Annotated in this window: 14 protein-coding genes, 2 tRNA genes and 3 rRNA genes; all 19 read right to left on the bottom strand. The window is 38.8% G+C overall.

The window, feature by feature from the left end; all coding sequences use genetic code 11:
- Nucleotides 1-45: 45 nt before the first annotated feature.
- The 19 genes from rrf to LC418_RS00095 all read right to left on the bottom strand — a co-directional run bounded on the left by rrf (nt 46) and on the right by LC418_RS00095 (nt 20998).
- Nucleotides 46-153: ribosomal RNA gene (gene rrf, locus LC418_RS00005) — 5S ribosomal RNA — on the bottom strand.
- Between the two features lie 169 nt (nt 154-322).
- Nucleotides 323-3086: ribosomal RNA gene (locus tag LC418_RS00010) — 23S ribosomal RNA — on the bottom strand.
- A gap of 157 nt (nt 3087-3243) precedes the next feature.
- Nucleotides 3244-3317, bottom strand: a tRNA-Ala gene (locus LC418_RS00015).
- Between the two features lie 97 nt (nt 3318-3414).
- Nucleotides 3415-3488 (bottom strand) — tRNA-Ile (locus LC418_RS00020).
- Between the two features lie 222 nt (nt 3489-3710).
- Nucleotides 3711-5227 (bottom strand): 16S ribosomal RNA (locus LC418_RS00025).
- Together the 16S, 23S and 5S rRNA genes with 2 tRNA genes alongside form the textbook arrangement of a ribosomal RNA operon.
- A gap of 566 nt (nt 5228-5793) precedes the next feature.
- Nucleotides 5794-6477, bottom strand: coding sequence for a hypothetical protein (locus LC418_RS00030; protein ID WP_223557652.1), 684 nt, complete (start codon nt 6475-6477; stop codon nt 5794-5796).
- A gap of 1 nt (nt 6478) precedes the next feature.
- Complete coding sequence (gene rfbD, locus LC418_RS00035) at nt 6479-7342, bottom strand: dTDP-4-dehydrorhamnose reductase (protein ID WP_223557653.1); 864 nt, start codon at nt 7340-7342, stop codon at nt 6479-6481.
- 75 nt (nt 7343-7417) lie between these two features.
- Nucleotides 7418-7903 (bottom strand): acyl-CoA thioesterase, encoded by a 486-nt coding sequence (locus tag LC418_RS00040; RefSeq protein WP_111958713.1) that lies wholly within the window; start codon nt 7901-7903, stop codon nt 7418-7420.
- 63 nt (nt 7904-7966) lie between these two features.
- Entirely contained in the window at nt 7967-8470 is a 504-nt protein-coding gene (locus LC418_RS00045; protein ID WP_111958711.1) for an OmpH/Skp family outer membrane protein, read from the bottom strand.
- A gap of 67 nt (nt 8471-8537) precedes the next feature.
- Nucleotides 8538-9098, bottom strand: a complete 561-nt coding sequence (locus LC418_RS00050) for an OmpH/Skp family outer membrane protein (protein WP_111958729.1) — start codon at nt 9096-9098, stop codon at nt 8538-8540.
- Between the two features lie 8 nt (nt 9099-9106).
- Nucleotides 9107-11644, bottom strand: a complete 2538-nt coding sequence (gene bamA, locus LC418_RS00055; RefSeq protein WP_223557654.1) for an outer membrane protein assembly factor BamA — start codon at nt 11642-11644, stop codon at nt 9107-9109.
- A gap of 26 nt (nt 11645-11670) precedes the next feature.
- On the bottom strand, nt 11671-12420 hold the full coding sequence (locus LC418_RS00060; protein ID WP_111958707.1) for an isoprenyl transferase: 750 nt from the start codon (nt 12418-12420) through the stop codon (nt 11671-11673).
- A 5-nt stretch (nt 12421-12425) separates the two neighbouring features.
- On the bottom strand, nt 12426-13316 hold the full coding sequence (porG, locus tag LC418_RS00065; RefSeq protein WP_111958705.1) for a type IX secretion system protein PorG: 891 nt from the start codon (nt 13314-13316) through the stop codon (nt 12426-12428).
- A 213-nt stretch (nt 13317-13529) separates the two neighbouring features.
- Nucleotides 13530-16028 carry an exopolysaccharide transport family protein gene (locus tag LC418_RS00070; protein WP_223557655.1) on the bottom strand — a complete coding sequence of 833 codons (2499 nt, stop codon included), beginning with the start codon at nt 16026-16028 and terminating at the stop codon, nt 13530-13532.
- A 2-nt stretch (nt 16029-16030) separates the two neighbouring features.
- A complete protein-coding gene (locus LC418_RS00075; RefSeq protein WP_223557656.1) occupies nt 16031-16888 on the bottom strand; it encodes a polysaccharide biosynthesis/export family protein in 858 nt (285 codons plus the stop codon).
- Nucleotides 16889-16916: 28 nt separating this feature from the next.
- Nucleotides 16917-18044 carry a glycosyltransferase family 4 protein gene (locus LC418_RS00080; RefSeq protein ID WP_111958699.1) on the bottom strand — a complete coding sequence of 376 codons (1128 nt, stop codon included), beginning with the start codon at nt 18042-18044 and terminating at the stop codon, nt 16917-16919.
- Between the two features lie 115 nt (nt 18045-18159).
- On the bottom strand, nt 18160-19146 hold the full coding sequence (locus tag LC418_RS00085; RefSeq protein WP_223557657.1) for a glycosyltransferase family 2 protein: 987 nt from the start codon (nt 19144-19146) through the stop codon (nt 18160-18162).
- Complete coding sequence (locus LC418_RS00090; RefSeq protein ID WP_223557658.1) at nt 19143-19919, bottom strand: SGNH/GDSL hydrolase family protein; 777 nt, start codon at nt 19917-19919, stop codon at nt 19143-19145. Before LC418_RS00090 ends, LC418_RS00085 begins: the two co-directional genes overlap by 4 nt.
- Before the next feature lie 11 nt (nt 19920-19930).
- Nucleotides 19931-20998, bottom strand: coding sequence for a formimidoylglutamase (locus LC418_RS00095; RefSeq protein WP_223557659.1), 1068 nt, complete (start codon nt 20996-20998; stop codon nt 19931-19933).
- Nucleotides 20999-21061 lie beyond the last annotated feature (63 nt).

Consider the following 21061-nt stretch of genomic DNA (forward strand, 5'->3'; position numbering starts at 1 on the left):
AAAAAAAGTCTCATACAAACTGTGTTGTATGAGACTTTTAATAAAAACTGGCGGCGGCCTACTCTCCCGCTTTCGCAGTACCATCGGCGCTGGTGGGCTTAACTTCTGTGTTCGGAATGGGAACAGGTGAGCCCCACCGCTAAAACCACCCTAAAGGCTTTATATAAGAGGTTAGGGGTTAGAAGATTAGAGATTAGTAAAAACTAACTTCTAATATCTAGTATCTAACTTCTATTTTATCGATAAAAACGTTCACAAAGACAAAACCTTGACTGCGCATAAAAGGCTTGTATAATTTTATTATATTGATATAGCAACCATAGGCTATAAATCTACGGGTAATTAGTACTACTCGGCTATGACATTACTGCCTTTACACCTGTAGCCTATCAACGTCGTCATCTCCAACGACCCTTAAAAGATGTCTCATCTTGAGGCGAGTTTCGCACTTATATGCTTTCAGTGCTTATCTCTTCCAAACGTAGCTACTCAGCGGTGCACCTGGCGGTACAACTGATACACCAGAGGTTTGTTCAATTCGGTCCTCTCGTACTAGAATCAAGCCCTCTCAAACATCTAACGCCCGCAATAGATAGAGACCGAACTGTCTCACGACGTTCTGAACCCAGCTCGCGTGCCACTTTAATGGGCGAACAGCCCAACCCTTGGGACCTTCTCCAGCCCCAGGATGTGACGAGCCGACATCGAGGTGCCGAACCTCCCCGTCGATGTGAGCTCTTGGGGGAGACTAGCCTGTTATCCCCGGAGTACCTTTTATCCTATGAGCGATGGCCCTTCCATACGGAACCACCGGATCACTATGTCCTGCTTTCGCACCTGATCGACTTGTTGGTCTCACAGTCAAGCACCCTTATGCCATTACACTCTACGCACGGTTACCAAGCGTGCTGAGGGTACCTTTGAAAGCCTCCGTTACTCTTTTGGAGGCGACCACCCCAGTCAAACTACCCACCACGCAATGTCCTTCTAAAAGAAGTTAGGCTCCAAGTAAGTAAAGGGTGGTATTTCAACGTTGGCTCCACCAACACTAGCGTGCCGGCTTCAAAGCCTCCCACCTATCCTACACATTACTTACTCAAAGTCAATACGAAGTTATAGTAAAGGTTCACAGGGTCTTTTCGTCCCATTGCGGGTAATCGGCATCTTCACCGATACTACAATTTCACCGAGCTCGTGGCTGAGACAGTGCCCAGATCGTTACACCATTCGTGCAGGTCGGAACTTACCCGACAAGGAATTTCGCTACCTTAGGACCGTTATAGTTACGGCCGCCGTTTACTGGGGCTTCAGTCAAACGCTTCGCTTACGCTAACGCCCTTCCTTAACCTTCCAGCACCGGGCAGGTGTCAGACCCTATACAGCATCTTTCGATTTAGCAGAGTCCTGTGTTTTTGATAAACAGTCGCCTGGGCCTCTTCACTGCGGCCACCATTGCTGATGGCGTCTCTTCTTCCGAAGTTACGAGACTATTTTGCCTAGTTCCTTAGCCACGACTCACTCGAGCACCTTAGGATTCTCTCCTCGACTACCTGTGTCGGTTTTGGTACGGGTTGCTTCACTTCGGCTTTTCTTGGAAGCACTTTCCCTGCAGCAGCTTCGCCCGAAGGCTAGGCCTTGACTATTCCGTCAGTCTCCAGCAGGTACGGCACTCCGTCCCCTTTTTAGTGTGAGCAAGTATGGGAATATTAACCCATTGTCCATCCACTACCCCTTTCGGGTTCGCGTTAGGTCCCGACTAACCCTCAGCTGATTAGCATGGCTGAGGAAACCTTAGTCTTTCGGTGAGGGGGTTTCTCGCCCCCTTTATCGTTACTTATGCCTACATTTTCTTTTCTGTCCGCTCCACAATACCTCACGATACTGCTTCGGCGCAAACAGAATGCTCTCCTACCAGATATACCCAGAAGGTATAAATCCATAGCTTCGGTAATATGTTTATGCCCGATTATTATCCATGCCGGACCGCTCGACTAGTGAGCTGTTACGCACTCTTTAAATGAATGGCTGCTTCCAAGCCAACATCCTAGCTGTCAATGCAGTCCAACCGCGTTGCTTCAACTTAACATATATTTGGGGACCTTAGCTGTTGGTCTGGGTTCTTTCCCTCTCGGACATGGACCTTAGCACCCATGCCCTCACTGCCGACGAACATTTATTAGCATTCGGAGTTTGTCAGGAATTGGTAGGTGGTGAAACCCCCGCATCCAATCAGTAGCTCTACCTCTAATAAACTTAACATCGACGCTGCACCTAAATGCATTTCGGAGAGTACGAGCTATCTCCCAGTTTGATTGGCCTTTCACCCCTACCCACAGGTCATCCGAAGACTTTTCAACGTCAACCGGTTCGGTCCTCCACTCTGTGTTACCAGAGCTTCAACCTGCCCATGGGTAGATCACAAGGTTTCGCGTCTAATCCTACTAACTAAGCGCCCTATTCAGACTCGCTTTCGCTCCGGCTCCGGACCTGAAGTCCTTAACCTCGCTAGTAAAATTAACTCGTAGGCTCATTATGCAAAAGGCACGCCGTCACCCAACTTGTGGGCTCCGACCGCTTGTAGGCGTACGGTTTCAGGTTCTATTTCACCCTTCTATTCGAAGTGCTTTTCACCTTTCCTTCACAGTACTTGTTCACTATCGGTCTTTCAGGAGTATTTAGCCTTGGAGGATGGTCCCCCCATATTCAGACAGGATTTCACGTGTCCCGCCCTACTCATTTATCATCAAAATATGCCTTTCAAATACGGGGCTATCACCCTCTATGGCTGTTCTTTCCAGAACATTCTTTTAAACATATAAAGACTTTTGGGCTAATCCGCTTTCGCTCGCCGCTACTTACGGAATCTCTTCGATTTCTTTTCCTCCGGGTACTTAGATGTTTCAGTTCTCCGGGTTTGCTCTCTAAATAAATTTAGAGTAATACATCTTCAATGTATTGGGTTGCCCCATTCGGACATCTGCGGATCAATTCGTGTGTGCCGATCCCCGCAGCTTTTCGCAGCTTACCGCGTCCTTCTTCGCCTCTGAAAGCCTAGGCATCCGCCATACGCCCTTAACGATTTCTTTCCTATTTTTGGTTACTCAAGCGCTTTTATGCGCTCGGTTTTCTCTTTGTGATGTCTTTACCGTTAATGTCAATGATCTTAATGTCTTTCTTTCAGCTTGATGAACAGATGTTGTTTTTGGCTCCATCCGTAACTTTTAAATCAAGCTTCCAAAACTGTGGAGAATAAGGGAGTCGAACCCTTGACCTCCTGCGTGCAAGGCAGGCGCTCTAGCCAGCTGAGCTAATTCCCCCTCTAGTTAGACTAAGAGACTCAAGATGCTAGATTCAAGACTTTTTATTGATTAGTCTTGGCTCTTGGCTCTCTCATCTTCCCGTCTTTTTAATTAGTAGTCTCGGGCAGGCTCGAACTGCCGACCTCTACATTATCAGTGTAGCGCTCTAACCAGCTGAGCTACGAGACTTCATTAGACTTAAAGATAAAAGAACCAAGAACCAAGACGCTAACGTCTTTATCTTTCTTCTTTTCTCTATCCTCTTGTCTCTCTCTCCCTCTGATACTAATTTCTAGTGGGTTTTGTATTTTTATATTATATAGCAACCAAATAAAAAACTAAAGCTTTACTTTAAGCAGAATCAATGGTACCGAAGTACCTAATTTTGTTTATCGTCTAAAAGACGCTCTAAAATGAGATGTTCCAGCCGCACCTTCCGGTACGGCTACCTTGTTACGACTTAGCCCTAGTTACCTGTTTTACCCTAGGCAGCTCCTGTTACGGTCACCGACTTCAGGTACCCCAGACTTCCATGGCTTGACGGGCGGTGTGTACAAGGCCCGGGAACGTATTCACCGCGCCATGGCTGATGCGCGATTACTAGCGATTCCAGCTTCATAGAGTCGAGTTGCAGACTCCAATCCGAACTGAGACCGGCTTTCGAGATTTGCATCACATCGCTGTGTAGCTGCCCTCTGTACCGGCCATTGTATTACGTGTGTGGCCCAAGGCGTAAGGGCCGTGATGATTTGACGTCATCCCCACCTTCCTCTCTACTTGCGTAGGCAGTCTCACTAGAGTCCCCAACTGAATGATGGCAACTAGTGACAGGGGTTGCGCTCGTTGCAGGACTTAACCTAACACCTCACGGCACGAGCTGACGACAACCATGCAGCACCTTGAAAATTGCCCGAAGGACGGTCTATTTCTAAACCAATCAATTCCCATTTAAGCCTTGGTAAGGTTCCTCGCGTATCATCGAATTAAACCACATAATCCACCGCTTGTGCGGGCCCCCGTCAATTCCTTTGAGTTTCATTCTTGCGAACGTACTCCCCAGGTGGCTAACTTATCACTTTCGCTTAGTCTCTGATTCCGAAAAACCAAAAACGAGTTAGCATCGTTTACGGCGTGGACTACCAGGGTATCTAATCCTGTTCGCTCCCCACGCTTTCGTCCATCAGCGTCAGTTGTTGCTTAGTAACCTGCCTTCGCAATTGGTGTTCTAAGTAATATCTATGCATTTCACCGCTACACTACTTATTCCAGCTACTTCAACAACACTCAAGACCCGCAGTATCAATGGCAGTTTCACAGTTAAGCTGTGAGATTTCACCACTGACTTACGAGTCCGCCTACGGACCCTTTAAACCCAATAAATCCGGATAACGCTTGCACCCTCCGTATTACCGCGGCTGCTGGCACGGAGTTAGCCGGTGCTTATTCGTACAGTACCTTCAGCTTCCCACACGTGGAAAGGTTTATCCCTGTACAAAAGAAGTTTACAACCCATAGGGCCGTCGTCCTTCACGCGGGATGGCTGGATCAGGCTCTCACCCATTGTCCAATATTCCTCACTGCTGCCTCCCGTAGGAGTCTGGTCCGTGTCTCAGTACCAGTGTGGGGGATCACCCTCTCAGGCCCCCTAAGGATCGTTGACTTGGTAGGCCGTTACCCTACCAACTATCTAATCCTGCGCGTGCCCATCTTTATCCACCGGAGTTTTCAATATCAAATGATGCCATTTAATATATTATGGGGCATTAATCTTCCTTTCGAAAGGCTATTCCCCTGATAAAGGCAGGTTGCACACGTGTTCCGCACCCGTGCGCCGCTCTCAAGATTCCGAAGAATCTCTACCGCTCGGCTTGCATGTGTTAGGCCTCCCGCTAGCGTTCATCCTGAGCCAGGATCAAACTCTCCATTGTATGTTTTTCCTGACCCACTCAAAGTTTTTTTACGCTTTAGTTTTTTTCTTACTTGGTTGTATATTGTATGTCAATGATCTTTTTTCTTTCCGCAATATATAAAGAAGCTTTTCTGTCGTTCTGTTCCTTATTTGCGGTTGCAAAAGTAATTATTTATTTCTAACCGACCAAATGTTTCAAAGGAAAATTTTAAAGTTTTTTAAGTAACCTTAACCCCTTCTAACACTCCAATCTGTACTCACTCCTGCGCCCCGTTTAACCGGACTGCAAAGATACAAAAAAAATTAAAACCCACAACTTTTATTTATTAAAATATTGCTAAGCTTTTTCTCCTGATTCCTGTAAGCTTTTTTAAATACCTATCGCTTATCTAAAAGCTCTTCTGCGCTACTGACACACTCTCGTTTTTCAGTGCGGCAAAGATAACAACTTATTCAAACGCAAAACAAACTTATTTAACATAAAATTTATAATTATGTAATATAAATTCATAAGCTACTGGTAAGCAGGTAGAAAAAATTTAAACTTATGTTTAATTTTCACTTACTTTGATTATCAATATTATCTTATTGCTTATTTTGAACGTATATAACGCTTAAAAATTCTGCATAGGATTTTTCTAAACCTATAATATCGCCGGACTTCAAATTTAAACCGCCTGTTCCGGAAGTATCTGATTTTACTTTTAACGAGGAAGCCTGAAAGTATAGATTTTCATCACTTCCTTTGGGCTGAACTTTAATAGTAGAGCCTAAAAGCTTCTTTGTTGATATGGTATACACTTCTCCTGGTATGATATCCAGAGTAATATAAGATCTGGGGGTAAGCAGGTAATCTTTCTTATTGATATTAATCTTCTGATCTTTATCTGAGGAAGCAAAGACATAAAGCTTTCCATTCTGATCTCTCAATTTTTCTTTGGGAGTATAATATAGAGTCATCCTATAGTTAGCTGGATTGAGGAGCTGAAGAGTGCCATCTATATTTTCAAATGGTTTCAACGAAAAGGTATTGGCACCTATTTCTTTTGCTTTTTTATATATTAAGGAAAAAACAGCTGCATCATCTCTTGAGAATCCCTGGACTTCAATTTCTCCCAAATATTCAGCGTCAACTGTAGTTTCCGCTTTTTTATACAGGAATTTATCTGTATTGTCGTTGGTTTTCTCAACTTTTGAAAGATATACACTTTGGGCATGACACAAATGGACACAGAATATGGAAATGGCAACTGCCAGGTTTTTGATCATACTATTGTTGTGTTAATATTTTGACAGATTCTTCAAGGCTGTTTTCCCAATGCTTGAGTTCTATTTTATATATTTCTTCTATCTTATCTAATGACATTGTACTTCTTGCCGGTCTTTTGGCAGGAGTAGGATACTGTTCTGTTGTAAGAGGATTCAGTTTTACTGAAGAGTTTGAAAATTCAGCAATTTTTTTAGCGAAATCAAACCAAGTGGTTTCAGGATAGTTTGAAAAATGAAAAATACCAAAGGTTTTGTTTGGAGTTTCTATAATCCTCATGATTGCTTCTGCGAGATCATTTGCATTGGTAGGCTGTCCAAACTGATCCGCTACAATCCCAAGTTCTTCTTTCTGAGAAAAGAGATTCAACATTGTTTTAACGAAATTCTTATTGAACTCCGAATACAGCCAAGAAGTTCTCAGAATAATAGTTTTTGGATTGATTTCGAGAGCTAACTCTTCACCCTTTCTTTTTGACTCACCATATATTCCGGTTGGATTGGTAAAATCATCTTCTGAGTAGGAAAGGTTTGTATCTCCGTCAAACACATAATCTGTAGAAACATGGATCAGGATACACTTATAATCTGCACAGGCCTGAGCAAGATAGGCTACTCCATCAGCATTTACAGCAAATGCTTTATCTTTTTCCTTTTCGGCTAAGTCCACTGCGGTATATGCCGAAGCGTTAATACAGTAGTCTGGTTTATTATCGTAGAAGAAATCATTAACCTGATCTTCGTTCGTGATATTCAGAGTCTGGGAATCTGTAAATAGGAACTCGTAGGTATTTTCAAAATCAGGGGCAATTTTTCTGATACAGTTCCCCAACTGCCCATTGCTTCCTATTACTGCTATTTTTTTCATCTGTAATTTATTATTTTATTAAGGTGTACTATAATATCTGGCTTACAAAACAGGATATTATCCAGCACCAACTGATTACGAATTTTTTGCGTTCTGGGATCTTAAGAATTTTACTCTAGGCTGGAAATCTTTCTGTTCAAGATCTACAAAGAACTTTCCAAAGGTTTCTCTTATGTCCTGGGGATGAATTTCTGATCTTCTTGTTTTAAGATTGAAATAGATCACCGTAACCCATAGTACAGCATGAACTGTTTTTTCATCCAGGCTTTTCATGAGTATTTCCACTTTAGCCGTTCTGTCCTGCACTTCTATGGTTTTGCTGCTGATCACAACCTGGGTATTATATCTCACTTCTTTTAAATAAGCAATCTCATTTTGAATAGCAATCCATGTACAGCCGGTCTTTTTGGTATATTCTTCGTATGTGAATCCATAAAATGTTTCTACATGATCTTCTCTGGCATTGAACATATAGTCTAAATATTTTACATTATTCAAATGTCCTATCGGATCACAATCGCTGAACCTTACTTTTACGGTCGTTGATACTTCTTTTTCCATAGCGCAAAAATAAAAAAACCGCCTTTAAAAGAGGCGGTTAATTTATAAAACTTTGTTAATTTATTAGTTGATTCCTAATTCTTTCTTAACAGCAGCTGTAGCATCTGCACCAGATTTGTATACTAATGCTGAAGAGTTTGCATCCATGATAAATTCATATCCACCAGCTTTAGCCACTTTCTCGATTGCATCATTCAGTTTTTTCTCGATTGGTCCGAAAGCAACATCCTGTTTAGCCTGAAGATCTTTTTGAGCCTTCTCTTGCATTTGAGCAATTTCTTCCTGAATCTTTTGTAATTCTGTTTCTCTAGCTTTGTTTTCTTCAGCAGTTTTCTTAGGAGCTTCCTCACTGTACTGCTTTAATTTAGCCTGTCCAGCATCTGCTTTTTTCTTGATTTCAGCTTGTTTTGCATCTAAGAAAGCTTTTATGTCGGTATCTGCTTTTTTCTTTTCAGGCATTGCATTAAGAACTCCCATTAAATCTACAGTAGCTAATTTCTGAGCTTTTGCCATACTTACCGATACAACCATTATTACCGCGGCAAATAATACACTTAATTTTTTCATAATTGGTAAAATAAATAATTTAATTTGTTTTTAGATTTTAAATTTAAGTAAAAGTTAATTTAAAAATTTACTTTTTACTTTTGCTGCTTGTTTTTTCTTTCTTATCAGATGCAGCGGATCCTTTTAATAAGATGTTTAATACTTTTTCTGTGTAATCATATCTTGGCAGAAGAAAAAGGACATTGTTATCCGATTTATCAAGAACCGTGCCCAATCCATTTTTCTCAGCCATTGTTTTGACAGCTGTCCAGATCTGATCCTGAAACGGTACTACCAAGTTTGTTCTCAGCTTTGTAATTTCACCATTGGCTCCAAAACGTAAGCTGGTAGTTGTTTTGATATTTTTCTCGAGATCCATTACTTCTTTTTCTCTAAGCTTCAGCTGATCCCCGATCAACAATACTTTTTCACTTTCAAATGCTGATTTTTTTCTTTCGTACTCCGACTGCAGATTTTGAAGTTCAGACTGCCATGTATCGATCTGTGAATTCAATCTTGCTTCTGCTTCTTTGTATTGAGGTAGTTTATCTAAAATATAGCCTGTATCTACAATTCCAACTTTCTGGGCGTTTGAAAGTCCGAAAAGCAGGAACAATACAGATGTGAAAATGATTTTAAAGTTTTTCATATGTGTGATTATAATGATTGGTTCATCAGGAAGTGTGTTTTCCATCCAGATGGCTCTGTTCCGGAAACAGTTTTATCAAATCCGTAAGCAAAGTCAAATCCGATCAAACCAAAAGCTCCCATATAAACTCTCACACCAACTCCCACAGATCTTTTCAGCTGGAATGGGTTGTATGTACTCCAGGAGTTCCATACGTTACCCCCTTCTGCAAAGGTAAGTGCATAGATTTTGGCCGTCTGGTTCATTGAGATCGGGTATCTTAATTCTAATGTAAATCTATTATAGATTGTACCTCCCCCTCTTTGGGTAATATCATCTACTTCTCCTCCGTATGTTGAAGCATTTTCATAACCTCTCAATGGAATCAATTCACGTCCGTCATATCTACCTCCAAATAAACCTGTACCTCCTACATAGAATCTTTCAAATGGCGGAGCACCAAGTTTTTTATTATAACCATCCATGAATCCCATTTCAGCGGAAGATCTCAATACAAGTTTACCTGCAACCTCATTATATACATCAGCCTTGAACTTGATCTTGTAGAATTCCATCCACTTGTATTTGTCAACCGGTGACATGGTAGAGTAATCTTTATTGCTGAACAATGAGTAAGGTGCAGTCAGTTTCGCGGAAACTTCAATATTTGAACCCATTGTCGGGAAAATAGGATCAATACCTGCAGAGTTTCTGCTTAAACCTAAGTTAAGGCTTAAGTTATTGGCATCACCGTAGTATTCTGTAGCATCTCCGAACTGGAAAGGATAGTTATTGAAGGTATATTTTTGGAACTGAAGCCCAGTGTATAACGAGAAATAGTCATCCGGCCAGTTCAGCAATCTGTTCAGACCTACTGAAGCGGAGAAGATATTAAGCTTTTGATCAAGCCCATTACTGTCATTATATTTTACTCTGGAAGTGTTCAAACTTACTGAAAGGGCAGTTGGTCTTGTTCCGAATAACCATGGCTCTGTAAATGAAATACCATAGTTTTGGAAATACTGTCCTGCCTGAGCCTGAATAGACAAAGTCTGTCCGTCTCCCTGAGGTACCGGTTTAAAATCTTTGAATTTAAGGAAGTTCTTTAAAGAGAAGTTATTGAACGTAAGTCCTAATGTCCCGATAAAGCTGTTACCTCCATATCCTGCCTGTAACTGTACCTGAGAAGAACCCTTCTCTACCAGTTTCCAGTTGATATCTACAGTATTATCCTGCTGATTTGGCTGAATATCCTGCCCCACCTGCTGTGGATCGAAGAAGGACATCCCGGCTAAATCGAAGTAGGTTCTTTTAATCTCTGTCTTTTTGAAAAGCTCCCCCGGTTTTGTTCTTAGAGCTCTAAGCACAACATGGTCATGGGTAGTTGTATTCCCCTGCCATGTTACTTTATTCCACGTAGCCTGTTCTCCTTCATTAATTCTGATCTCCAGGTTTACAGTGTCTCCTGATACGGATTTTTCTACCGGTGTTACGCTAGAGAAAAGGTAACCGTTATTCATGTACACAGATTTGATATCCGAGTCGTCCTCTTTACCTCCGTCTTCTCCTACTTTTTTATTGAAACCTACGGCATCGTAGATATCTCCTTTTTTGTATCCTAATAATCTCTGTAAATATTCTGTAGAGTAAACGGTATTTCCGGTGAATGTAACATCCCCGATATAATACTTTTTACCTTCGTTAAGCTTTACATTGATTTCGTAATTATTTCTCTTGTTTCTCCATACGGAATCTGAAACAATCTTAGCATCTCTATATCCTAAAGAGTTATAATAGCTAATAAGGCTTTGTTTATCTTCCTGATATTTTTCTTCAATAAATTTTGAAGATTTCAGGATTCCTCCGATACCAAATCTTCTCTGTTTAGTTTCTTTGAATGCCTTTTTTCTAAGTTTTGCATCTGTAACGCTTGGGTTGCCTTCAAATTCGATATGGTCAATTTTTATTCTTTTGCCCTTCTCTACATTGATGGTCCAGTCTACCATAGACGGATCGTTTGCATTCACTTTATCCTGGATGGTAATTTTAGCATCAGCAAAGCCTTTTTTCACGTAATCCTTAGGAACCTTAGTCTTAAGACTGGAAATCAGGTTTTGTGTGATTTTTGTTCCAGGCTTTAGATTATTGTCCTTTATTAGTTTTTCGTTTTTAGATTTACCTATCCCTTTACCTGTGAATTTTACTTCTCCAAGTTCTTTAAGATCTTCAAGGTAGAATCTCAAAATTACGGTCTGCCCTTCAATACTCTGAACATAAACTTCAACTTCTGAAAAAGACTGGGTATCCCAAAGTTTTTTAACAGCGTTGCTGATTTTTTGTCCCGGAATATCTACAGCTTCTCCTTTAGTTAAGCCAGTAAATCTTAAGATTTGTGCCGGCGTATATTTTTTTACCCCATCTACAACAATGTCTTTAAGAGTGTAAGTTCCTGCTTCATTTTCTGCGTGTACAGCATTATTAACTTTAGTGCTGTCCTGAGGAGTTACTTGTCCATAAAAATGCGCCGAAGCAGCAAACATTATGATGGGTAATAGTCTAAACTTCATTTTATCGAGTCTTTCTTTTCTTTAATTTATTGGGCATTTATCTGATCGCCGGTTAAGCCGTATCTTCTTTCTTTATTCTGGTAATCAACAATACACTGGAAGAAGATATCTTTTGTAAAATCCGGCCATAGAACATCTAAAAACTGTAGTTCCGCATAAGCGATCTGCCAAAGAAGGAAGTTGCTTATTCTTATTTCTCCGCTGGTTCTGATCAGCAGGTCTACAGGAGGAAAGTCTTTTGTATAAAGGTAATTTTCGAATAGTTTTTCATCAATATTCTCAATATCAACTTTTCCTTCTTTCACATCGGAACTGATGTTTTTTACGGCATCTAATATTTCGTTCTGTGAGCCGTAGCTTATTGCCAGTACTAAATTGCCTTTTGTGTTTTCTTTTGTGAGTTCTACCACACGTTCAAGCTGTTCTCTCACGAGAGAAGGAAGCTTTTGCAGGTTTCCTATAACATGCATTCTGAGTCCTTTACTAAAGATCTCTTCGGCCTCCAGCAATAAGGTTTCTACCAGCAGATTCATCAGTGTACTTACTTCATCTGCAGGACGGCTCCAGTTTTCAGAAGAAAATGTATACAGTGTTAAATAAGGTATATCAATCTCATTACAGGCATTAATGGCATTCCTTACTGCATTAATGGCATTCTTGTGGCCGAAAGTTCTTTCTTCGCCACGCGTTTTTGCCCATCTTCCATTGCCATCCATTATGATGGCGACGTGTTTCGGTAAATTCTGAGAATTTATTTTATCTTTAATCAACGACATATTAATTAATCACAATAGCATGGAGGTCTTCCGAATGAATAGGTAAGCCCTAAACTAAAAGTATTCATCCAGTCCTTAGACCTTTCATCCCCTATATTTCTTTTATTAAGAAGTTCTTGTTCTCTTTCTTTAGAGACCGCATAATAGTTTCCTGACTGTAGCAGCGAACCGCCGGTAGCAGGATCTAAAATATCTGCATTAAAGCTGGACGTTAGATCTTTTGAAAGCAAACGGCTATGATCAAGCTGATCCGTCAGTGTATATCTAAACGTGGCTTCTGCAAATATAGCCCAATTATGGTTAAACTTATATTTTAAACCTACCCCGAAAGGGATATGCATTGTTACTTTTTTTCCTAATGTATATTCCGGAGTACTTTTAAAATCTTGTTCATTAAGAGGAGCCTGTGCTACTCCATCTGCATCTCTTCTAAAATCGTTTACAAGATTGGCTTTAGGGGCATCAAACATCAAAGCACCAATACCTCCAAAGATATAAGGGCTCACCATACTTACCTGTTCATTATTGACAGGGAAAAGGTTGTATTCGAACATTAAGCTTGCTTCGTATACGTTATTTTTTCCGTATGAATTTCTATTCACTCTATATTCTTCTTTCGCAGCTTTATCACTAAACTGGATCTGGTTGTATCCTAAATCCAATCTAACGGTCTGGTGCGGGTTAAAATTAAATCTATATAATAAACCACCATAGAAAGGGAAACCCCAATCTGACATTCTGTCTAAATCCAACGGCTTTTGTAAAATATAATTGGTCCTTCCTATGTCCCCAACTAGGTTACTCATACCCAGACGAACTCCCAATTCGTTTCTTTGTGCTTTAACACTTACCACTCCAAGGAAGGCAAGAAAGCTAAACAATAATTTTTTATTCATAAAAGAATATGGATTTATGGTTATTTTAAAATTTAATTTTTGCAAATATAAAACATTTTTATATTAATGATATTCTTAATGTATAGTTAAAAATAAACAAAAAAACATAATTTGTTATAAAGTAAACGGCAAAGTGCCAAAAATATTCTTTTTTCCTTAGATTACCAATACTGAACATATAAAAAAACCCCCATTTGCTGAGGGTTTAAAACGCTATTTTTTATTAAATATTGTTTGGACCTTATTTCGGATTTTTATTAATAACGGTTCCTTATAATTTTTATCTTCATCAAAATAGCCGTAGCCATATCCGTAACCATATCCATAACCATATCCGTAACCTTGTTTCTTATTGTAATCATTATATATAAGTCCTAAATGACTAATTTCTCCGTTATGGTACTTTTCAGTGATCATCTTCAGCATATATTTCTCGGTGTATTCGTGACGGACTATATAAATGTTAGCATCGGAATATTTCATCAGCTCATAAGAGTCAGCTACTAAACCTACCGGTGGAGAATCGATGATAATGAAATCATATTTCTCCTTCAGCTGTTCTAAGAATTTGATATTTCTGCTGCTCATTAAGAGCTCTGACGGATTTGGAGGAATTGGTCCGGAAGTTACTACATCCAGGTTCGGAATCTTAGTTTTATTGATGACCTGCTCCATTTCTACTTCTCCTGTTAGGTAATTTGAGATTCCATATTTATTATCAATTTTAAAATCTCCAAATATCTTAGGTTTTCTAAGGTCCATCCCAAGCAGGATTGTTTTTTTATCACTTAGCCCTACTACTGAAGCCAGATTGATGGAAATATATGTTTTTCCTTCTCCACCAATAGAAGAAGTAATTAAAATAATTTTTCCTTTACCATCTTCGTTATTGTTCTCCATTAAGAATCTCATGCTTGCCCTGATTCCTCTGAACGCCTCTGATACCGATGATTTAGGCTGCTCCAAAACGGTAAGCATATTTTCGTTGCTGTTGTTGCCGATAACGCCAAGAAGCGGAATCTTTGTTGCGCTTAACAGTTCTTTAATGTTTCGGATCTTGTTGTCCAGTACCGCACCGATTAGAATGAGCAGTAATGGAATCAGCAATAAACCAAATATGATTGCTGATTTTATTGCTTTTACATTGGGGCCAATTGGAGCCTGTCCTAAGTTTTTCGCAGGGTCTATTACTGTAATATCAGACTGGTTGGTAGCCACTTTCATCTGCGCCTCGTTCTGTCTGTTCAAAAGACTGTTATAGGTAGCTTCGATCATATTGTATCCTCTTTCCGCATCCAGATATTTTCTTTCTTTTTCAGGATATGAAGTGAGATCTGAATTGGCTTCTGCTACCTGACGGTCTATCTTATTGATTTCATCATAATATTTCGTATAATAATTTCGTAAAGAACCAGATGAACCCATTCTTGCTTCATTAATCAGCCTGTCTATTTCTTTCATAGGCTCAGAGTTTGGCTTATAGATGGTCGCCATTTCTCTTTTCTTCATATATAAAGCCTTGAGTTCTGTTACAGACGCCGAAAAGAAGCCATCTTCAAAACCTGCAGCATTGGTGCTGATCATTTTATCAAAATCACGGGCCTGCAATGTATTTTTAATATTATTCAGTGAGCTGATTTTACTTACAATATCTGCTTTCTTGGCTTCAAGATTTTTTATTTCCTCTAAGGATTTTTCGTCTCTGTCTTTGATATTATAAAGCTTTTCAGAAGTTTTCAGATAATTCAGCACTGCTGCACTTGAATCCAGTTTTTTGCGGATATCATCTATATTATTCTGAAGATAAACGTCTGTATTCTTATTGACGATATTTTTGTCTGCCAGTCTTTTCTTCTGAAGTTCGGCTACAGATTTGTTTAAGAAATTTACAGTACTGTTAAGATTAAACCCTTTTTTGGTGATAATCATAATGGTTCCGATTTCTTTGTCAAATTCCACTCCTATTGTAGACACAATACCATTAACACTCTGATTGACAGAACTAAGCTTTATGATAATGTTTTCAACTTTTATTTTAGGAGTCTCTGTATTCTTAAGCAGCCTGAATCTTAGATTCGGGGAGTTGTACCATTCGTTGATCTTTACAATCTTGTTGGCAGGCCTGCTATATCCATTTACGGATTGAAATCCTTCTAATTCGTAATTATATAAATTGGTAGACTGTCCCTCTTCCGGAAGAACCACTTCATAAGAATCTCCACCTTTTGGAATAAGCGTAATAGGATAATCAATCTGCTGAAGATGCTTTTTGTCAATCTGCAGAAACACCGGAGAGTCTGTTTTGTCAATGTAGGTTGATTTGATCAATCCTTTGGTGGAATAATTCACAAAAAGATCTAATTCCTTTACCAGAAACTCATTATGAGATCTGGATAACAACATTTTTTTCAGATAAACTCCGTCCTGATTCCCGCTCTGTCCCCAGATAAAGTTGATGGACTGGCTTGGGGTAAAGTAACTGGAGGTATTATTGGATATGCTCAGAGAGAGGTCTGATGCATAAATGTTCTGTGCATAATATTTACTGTATACCCATGAGACTAAGTAGCCGATAAACAGCATAAATACAAACCAGTACCAGTTTTTCACTATTCTTCTCAGAAAGTGCTCGATATCAAATAACGCAAACGATCCGTACTTTTCCTTCTGGGGTTCGTTCTTCCCTATTTTGGTGTCTTTGTCTGGAATCATGGTTAAAGGTTTTTAAGAAGCAGATAAATTGATAATGCTGTAGTAATCACCGATACCCCAGTTGTTAAAGTCTGTACAGGATCTTTACCAAATCCGTTCAAGCTTTTTCCTCTTGTATTCAGATAGATCTCATCACCGTTCTGTACGTAATAGTACGGGGAATTCATAATATCTTCACGGGTAAGGTCTATTTTTGCCACTTTTATTCCTTCCGGCAATTTTCTGTGAATAACAATATTTGTACGGTCAATCGTTCTGTTCAAGCCTCCATTAATAGCTAAAGCTTCTGTAATAGTCAGCGTATTTTTGTGTGCTACTTTTTCTCCGGAAAGACCTGTCGTTTCTACGTCTCCCAAAATATAATACGTGATTCCGTTTGTGTTCAGTCTTACTTCAGATTTTCCTTCCTGAAAGTTTTCATTTACTTTTTCCTGAAGCTCCTGGGTAATATCTTCCAATGTTCTTCCTTCTGCTTTCACATATCCTATTCCAAAAACATTGATATCTCCTTTAGAATCCACTTTCAGACCGTTAAAGTAAAAGTTCACATTTCCGCCAACACCAGAGCCCCCAACGCCTCCAACACCTGCTATTGCAGAATTATTGGCACCTCCTGTTCCTCCGGAAGAATTCAGGGATGAATAAAATTGTGCAGCATCTCCCTTGGGAGTGGTTACAATATTGAGATTAAGAATGTCATTCTTTGTAATTCTGTAAGTAGGAATATTGTAGGGAATAAGTCCTTCTTCATTGATTACAAGACTCTCGCTGGGCTGCATATACCTTACATCTTTTTTGGTGATGCAGGATGTAATCAAAAAGGGTAATAATAAAAATAAATATTTCAAGTTCTTCATCATATTGGGATGTTATTTGCAAAAGTAAAAATTAAATTCTTATTTTCTTATTATTTCGTAAATGATAGATAAGATCTGGAAGATAAGCTCCAAAAAAGCCTAATAAAATAATGATAAGTAAAAGGAAATTTATATTGATGTGTCTTAAGTAATAAGCTACAGCTACAATCATCAAATAGTAAACAATAATATAAAATGTGGAACGTCTATGGGTAAGGTCTAATTTAAGCAGTTTGTGATGAATGTGGTTTTTATCTGCATCGAAAGGAGATTTTTTATTGCAGAGTCTTACAATAATTACATTTAGGGTATCCACAATCGGCAGAATAAGAATAGCAACCGCCACTGCCGGTGCAGACTGCAGATGATATCTTGGCACATTGGGAAGTTCTCTGTCTATGAAAATATCAATAAAACAGATCGAAGTAAATGCCAGAAGGAAACCCAGAAGCATGGATCCCGTATCTCCCATAAATATTTTATTGGTCCTGTAATTAGATAAATTATAATATAAAAATGCCAGTACGGTACCTATAATTATAACTGATAAAACCACCAAAGGAAAATTATATTCTCCTAACCTGTAGTAGCTTATTCCGAAAAGAGCACTGCAGATCACAGAATATCCTCCGGCAAGCCCGTCTATTCCGTCAATAAGATTGAAAGCATTGATGAGAATAATAAAAGTAACAATACTGAACAATACACTTATGAAATAGCTCAATTCATAGATTCCAAATATTCCGAACAGGCTTCTGATTCTGATATCGGATCCTATTACAGCTAATGCAGACACCATAATCTGGGCAACAAGCTTCTTATAGGCTCTCATTACAACAATATCATCCATTACTCCTATATACAGAAGGATAATTAATGAGGCAAACAAAAATTTGTACAGATCAAAAAGCTCATACGCAAAGATGGATGCGCAGATTCCTATTGAATAAAAAATAGCTATCCCGCCAAGATTGGGAATTTTTCTGAGATGGGAACTTCTTATCCCTGGCTCATCCATAAGATTCTTTCTTCTGGAAATCTTAATGATGGTGGGAATAGAGAAAAAGGTAATTAAAAAAGAGAATAGAAAACCTAACCCTATTTTCACGTAAAAAATAGAAATTCCTGATTCGCTTAAGAACAATTCAAAATTCTTCATTTTTTTTTATCAAGCACATCATCAATATCTTAATAAAACTTACTAAAAAACTCCATAAAGAGCTACCTTTCAATGTTTTATGTAATGATCAAAATAATTGTACTTATCATTTGTGTTATAACAATTTTCTTATCAGCTTCTTTTGTCCTGCAAAAAACAACAGATAAAATATCTTTTTTTTCAACGGCAAAGATAAAAGATAATTCTTACCAAAACGATTATAGTTTAATATATCTCGAATTTTTATTTTCCTTTCATTCATAAAAATCGCCAGTTCAGCATCCATTTTATAAAATGTTTCATTGTCTTTTACAAAAGCGAGATAAGCTAAAAAAGAATATACCCCTTCAAAAATTTGGAAGTTTTTAAGCTCTTTTCTTTTGTGGGAATATCCGGATCCTTCAAATACCTGTTCCACCTCTCTTACGGCTTTCAGGATATCAAGCCCTTTTTCTGTGTGGGTTTTTGTAATAGAATCTGTCCGCTCCAGATACTGATAATGAAAATTCTGTGTCTGCGCCAAAGTTTTGCACTCCAGAAGCAGCTGCGGTATCAGCTGAATATCTTCAAAATGGATTCCTTTTTTAAATCTTTTATGATCAAACAGCTCTTTTTTAAACAGCTTGTTACAGGCAAAATAACTGAGGTCTGAAAAAACAGAAAAATGATCTTCAAGCTCTATTTTTTCAGACATATTAGGAATCTGAGTGAGTTTCTGAGTCACTTTTCCGTCCTGATCTACTTTCTGAATATTGCAGATGACCATTTTAGCCTGATGTTTTTCTGCCAGCTGCTGCATTTCTTCAAACATCGTTTCCATGACATAATCGTCACTGTCTACAAAACCTATATATTCTCCCGAAGCCCTTTCAATACCAAAGTTTCTGGCATCACTCAGGCCTCCGTTCTCTTTGGCGAAAGCTTTTATTTTATCCGGGAATTTTCGTGCGTATTCATCAATGACAAGTCCTGAGTGGTCTTTGCTGCCATCATTAATGACTAGAATCTCAATATCCTGCAGAGTCTGACTAACGAGGGAATCCAGGCATTTTGCCAGATAATTCTCTACATTATATACGGGAACTATAATTGAAACCTTCATTTTATGTTTTCTAAATTAATAATTCCTTTTGCTAAAAATTCACTGAATTTTTGATAACCCTGCTTGTTTAAATGGAGCGGATCTGCATACAGACTTCTGTCCTTATCATAATCAGAGCTTACTTCATCAAAATTCAAAATGGCCACTTTTTTATCCAGCCCGTCATGCTTTAATTCTGTCAGCAAAGCATTCCTGTAATCCGGGATTTTAAATTGGTCGCCCCCATTTAAAACCAATTCAGCACTTCTGTTACTGAGGCTGCTTAGTATATTTTTATTTTTAAAATTTTCTTCGGCTCCAAATTCCGGAAGGGAAACAACAACCGGCTTGATATTATAATGCAGGAGTGTTGTAATGATCATCAACATGTGATGGGTATAAAAATCCGGCCCTACATATGTTGCTGCATCATTAACTCCGGCAATTATGATACAGTAATCAGGCTTTTTCTCAATCACTTTTTTAGAAGAAAACTCTTCACTCTCTTCTTTAAAAAGGTTCTCATAGATTCGTTTGGTTTTGGCACCCGGATTTCCCGATGAATAAATTTCTGAATGGATTCCTTGATCCAAAAGCTTTTTCTGTAAAAGTGAATCCAGGTTTTGCCTTACCACCCAGCTATCTCCAATAATGCCGATCTGAAGTCCGTTTTCCGGTTTTGTATTGGAAGAAAAATAGTTTTCCTCACCCGCATAAGCGTATTTATTCCAAAAATAAATGAAACTGACGAGTCCGGTTAACAGAACAATGCTTGCTACTAATTTTTTTTTCATCTTGTGTATACTTAAAAAGTCAGCCTGGGATTAAGCGTTCCTCTTTTTGCTTCTTCAAAATCTTTTTTGGAACATGGAATACAGTTTTCAATATTTTCATCTTCTCCGAAATACCATAGATTGCTGAAAGTATCCCGTTTGAAAGCATATTGGTTATCGTCAATCAAAACATAGAACAGTTCATAATGCCTTTCTTTGGGATGAGACCTCTGAATATTGATTCCCTCGATCAGGTACCAGATCATCTGTGCCAGGAGCTGGTGATTCAGCTGACTTTCAGAATAAATATTATAATTAAAAATTCCTACAGATTTTAAATTCTCACTCAAACCTATTTCTTTCATGTAGGCACAGATCTCTCTTCGGTTCAACCCGTTTACCTGAGGGTTCATAGAAAACGGTTCGCTGAAGCTTTCAACAGCATCGCAGTTTAAGGTTACCAAATCGGTTTTCCTGAAGAAAGGCTCAGTTTTTTCGGTGGAATTCATCATTTCAGCAAGGCGGATGATATCAAACTCAACGTCTTTGATCAGTCTTACTGAATCTGCTTCGTTCAGATGCTTCTGATAACCCAGATGATGATAGTTTTTGATGGAGAAATTCTTGGAACCTAAAATTTTTCCTAAAAAAGTATGCTCATTAATTGTTTCCCCTTGTTGTAGAGAAATAATATTGCTGATTTGGGTGTAGTTTATGTTTTTCTTGTGAAAATTCAATGTCGAAAAGAGTGAGAAAGCAAAATCATTGGATCCGCCGATAATCACCGGAAGGGCTCTTTTGTAATGACATGCCGATAAAACCTCCTGCAGAATATAATGGGAATCCTGAACCGTTTTTCCGGAAACCAGATCTCCAAGATCCACGACAGGAACCTCAAAATCCAGCTGCGAAAGTTTATAAAACTCTTTTCTTACCGCTGTAAAGTCCTGTACCTCTGCATCACCGCCCGCTCCTCTGTAATCTGAAACAAAGAGAAGAACAATGCTGTCTTCTTTTATATCTTTTGTAATTCTGCTGCCGATCTGCCAGCTTTCTGTTTTGAAATTTCTTGGTGAAATGATAAAATCTTCAAAATCCATATTTTTAATCTGAAAACTTGGGAATGGGTTAATTGACTAATTGCTTTCCTGAACAAACATACA

This window comes from Chryseobacterium lathyri, from assembly GCF_019970085.1.
GTDB classification, from domain to species: domain Bacteria; phylum Bacteroidota; class Bacteroidia; order Flavobacteriales; family Weeksellaceae; genus Chryseobacterium; species Chryseobacterium lathyri.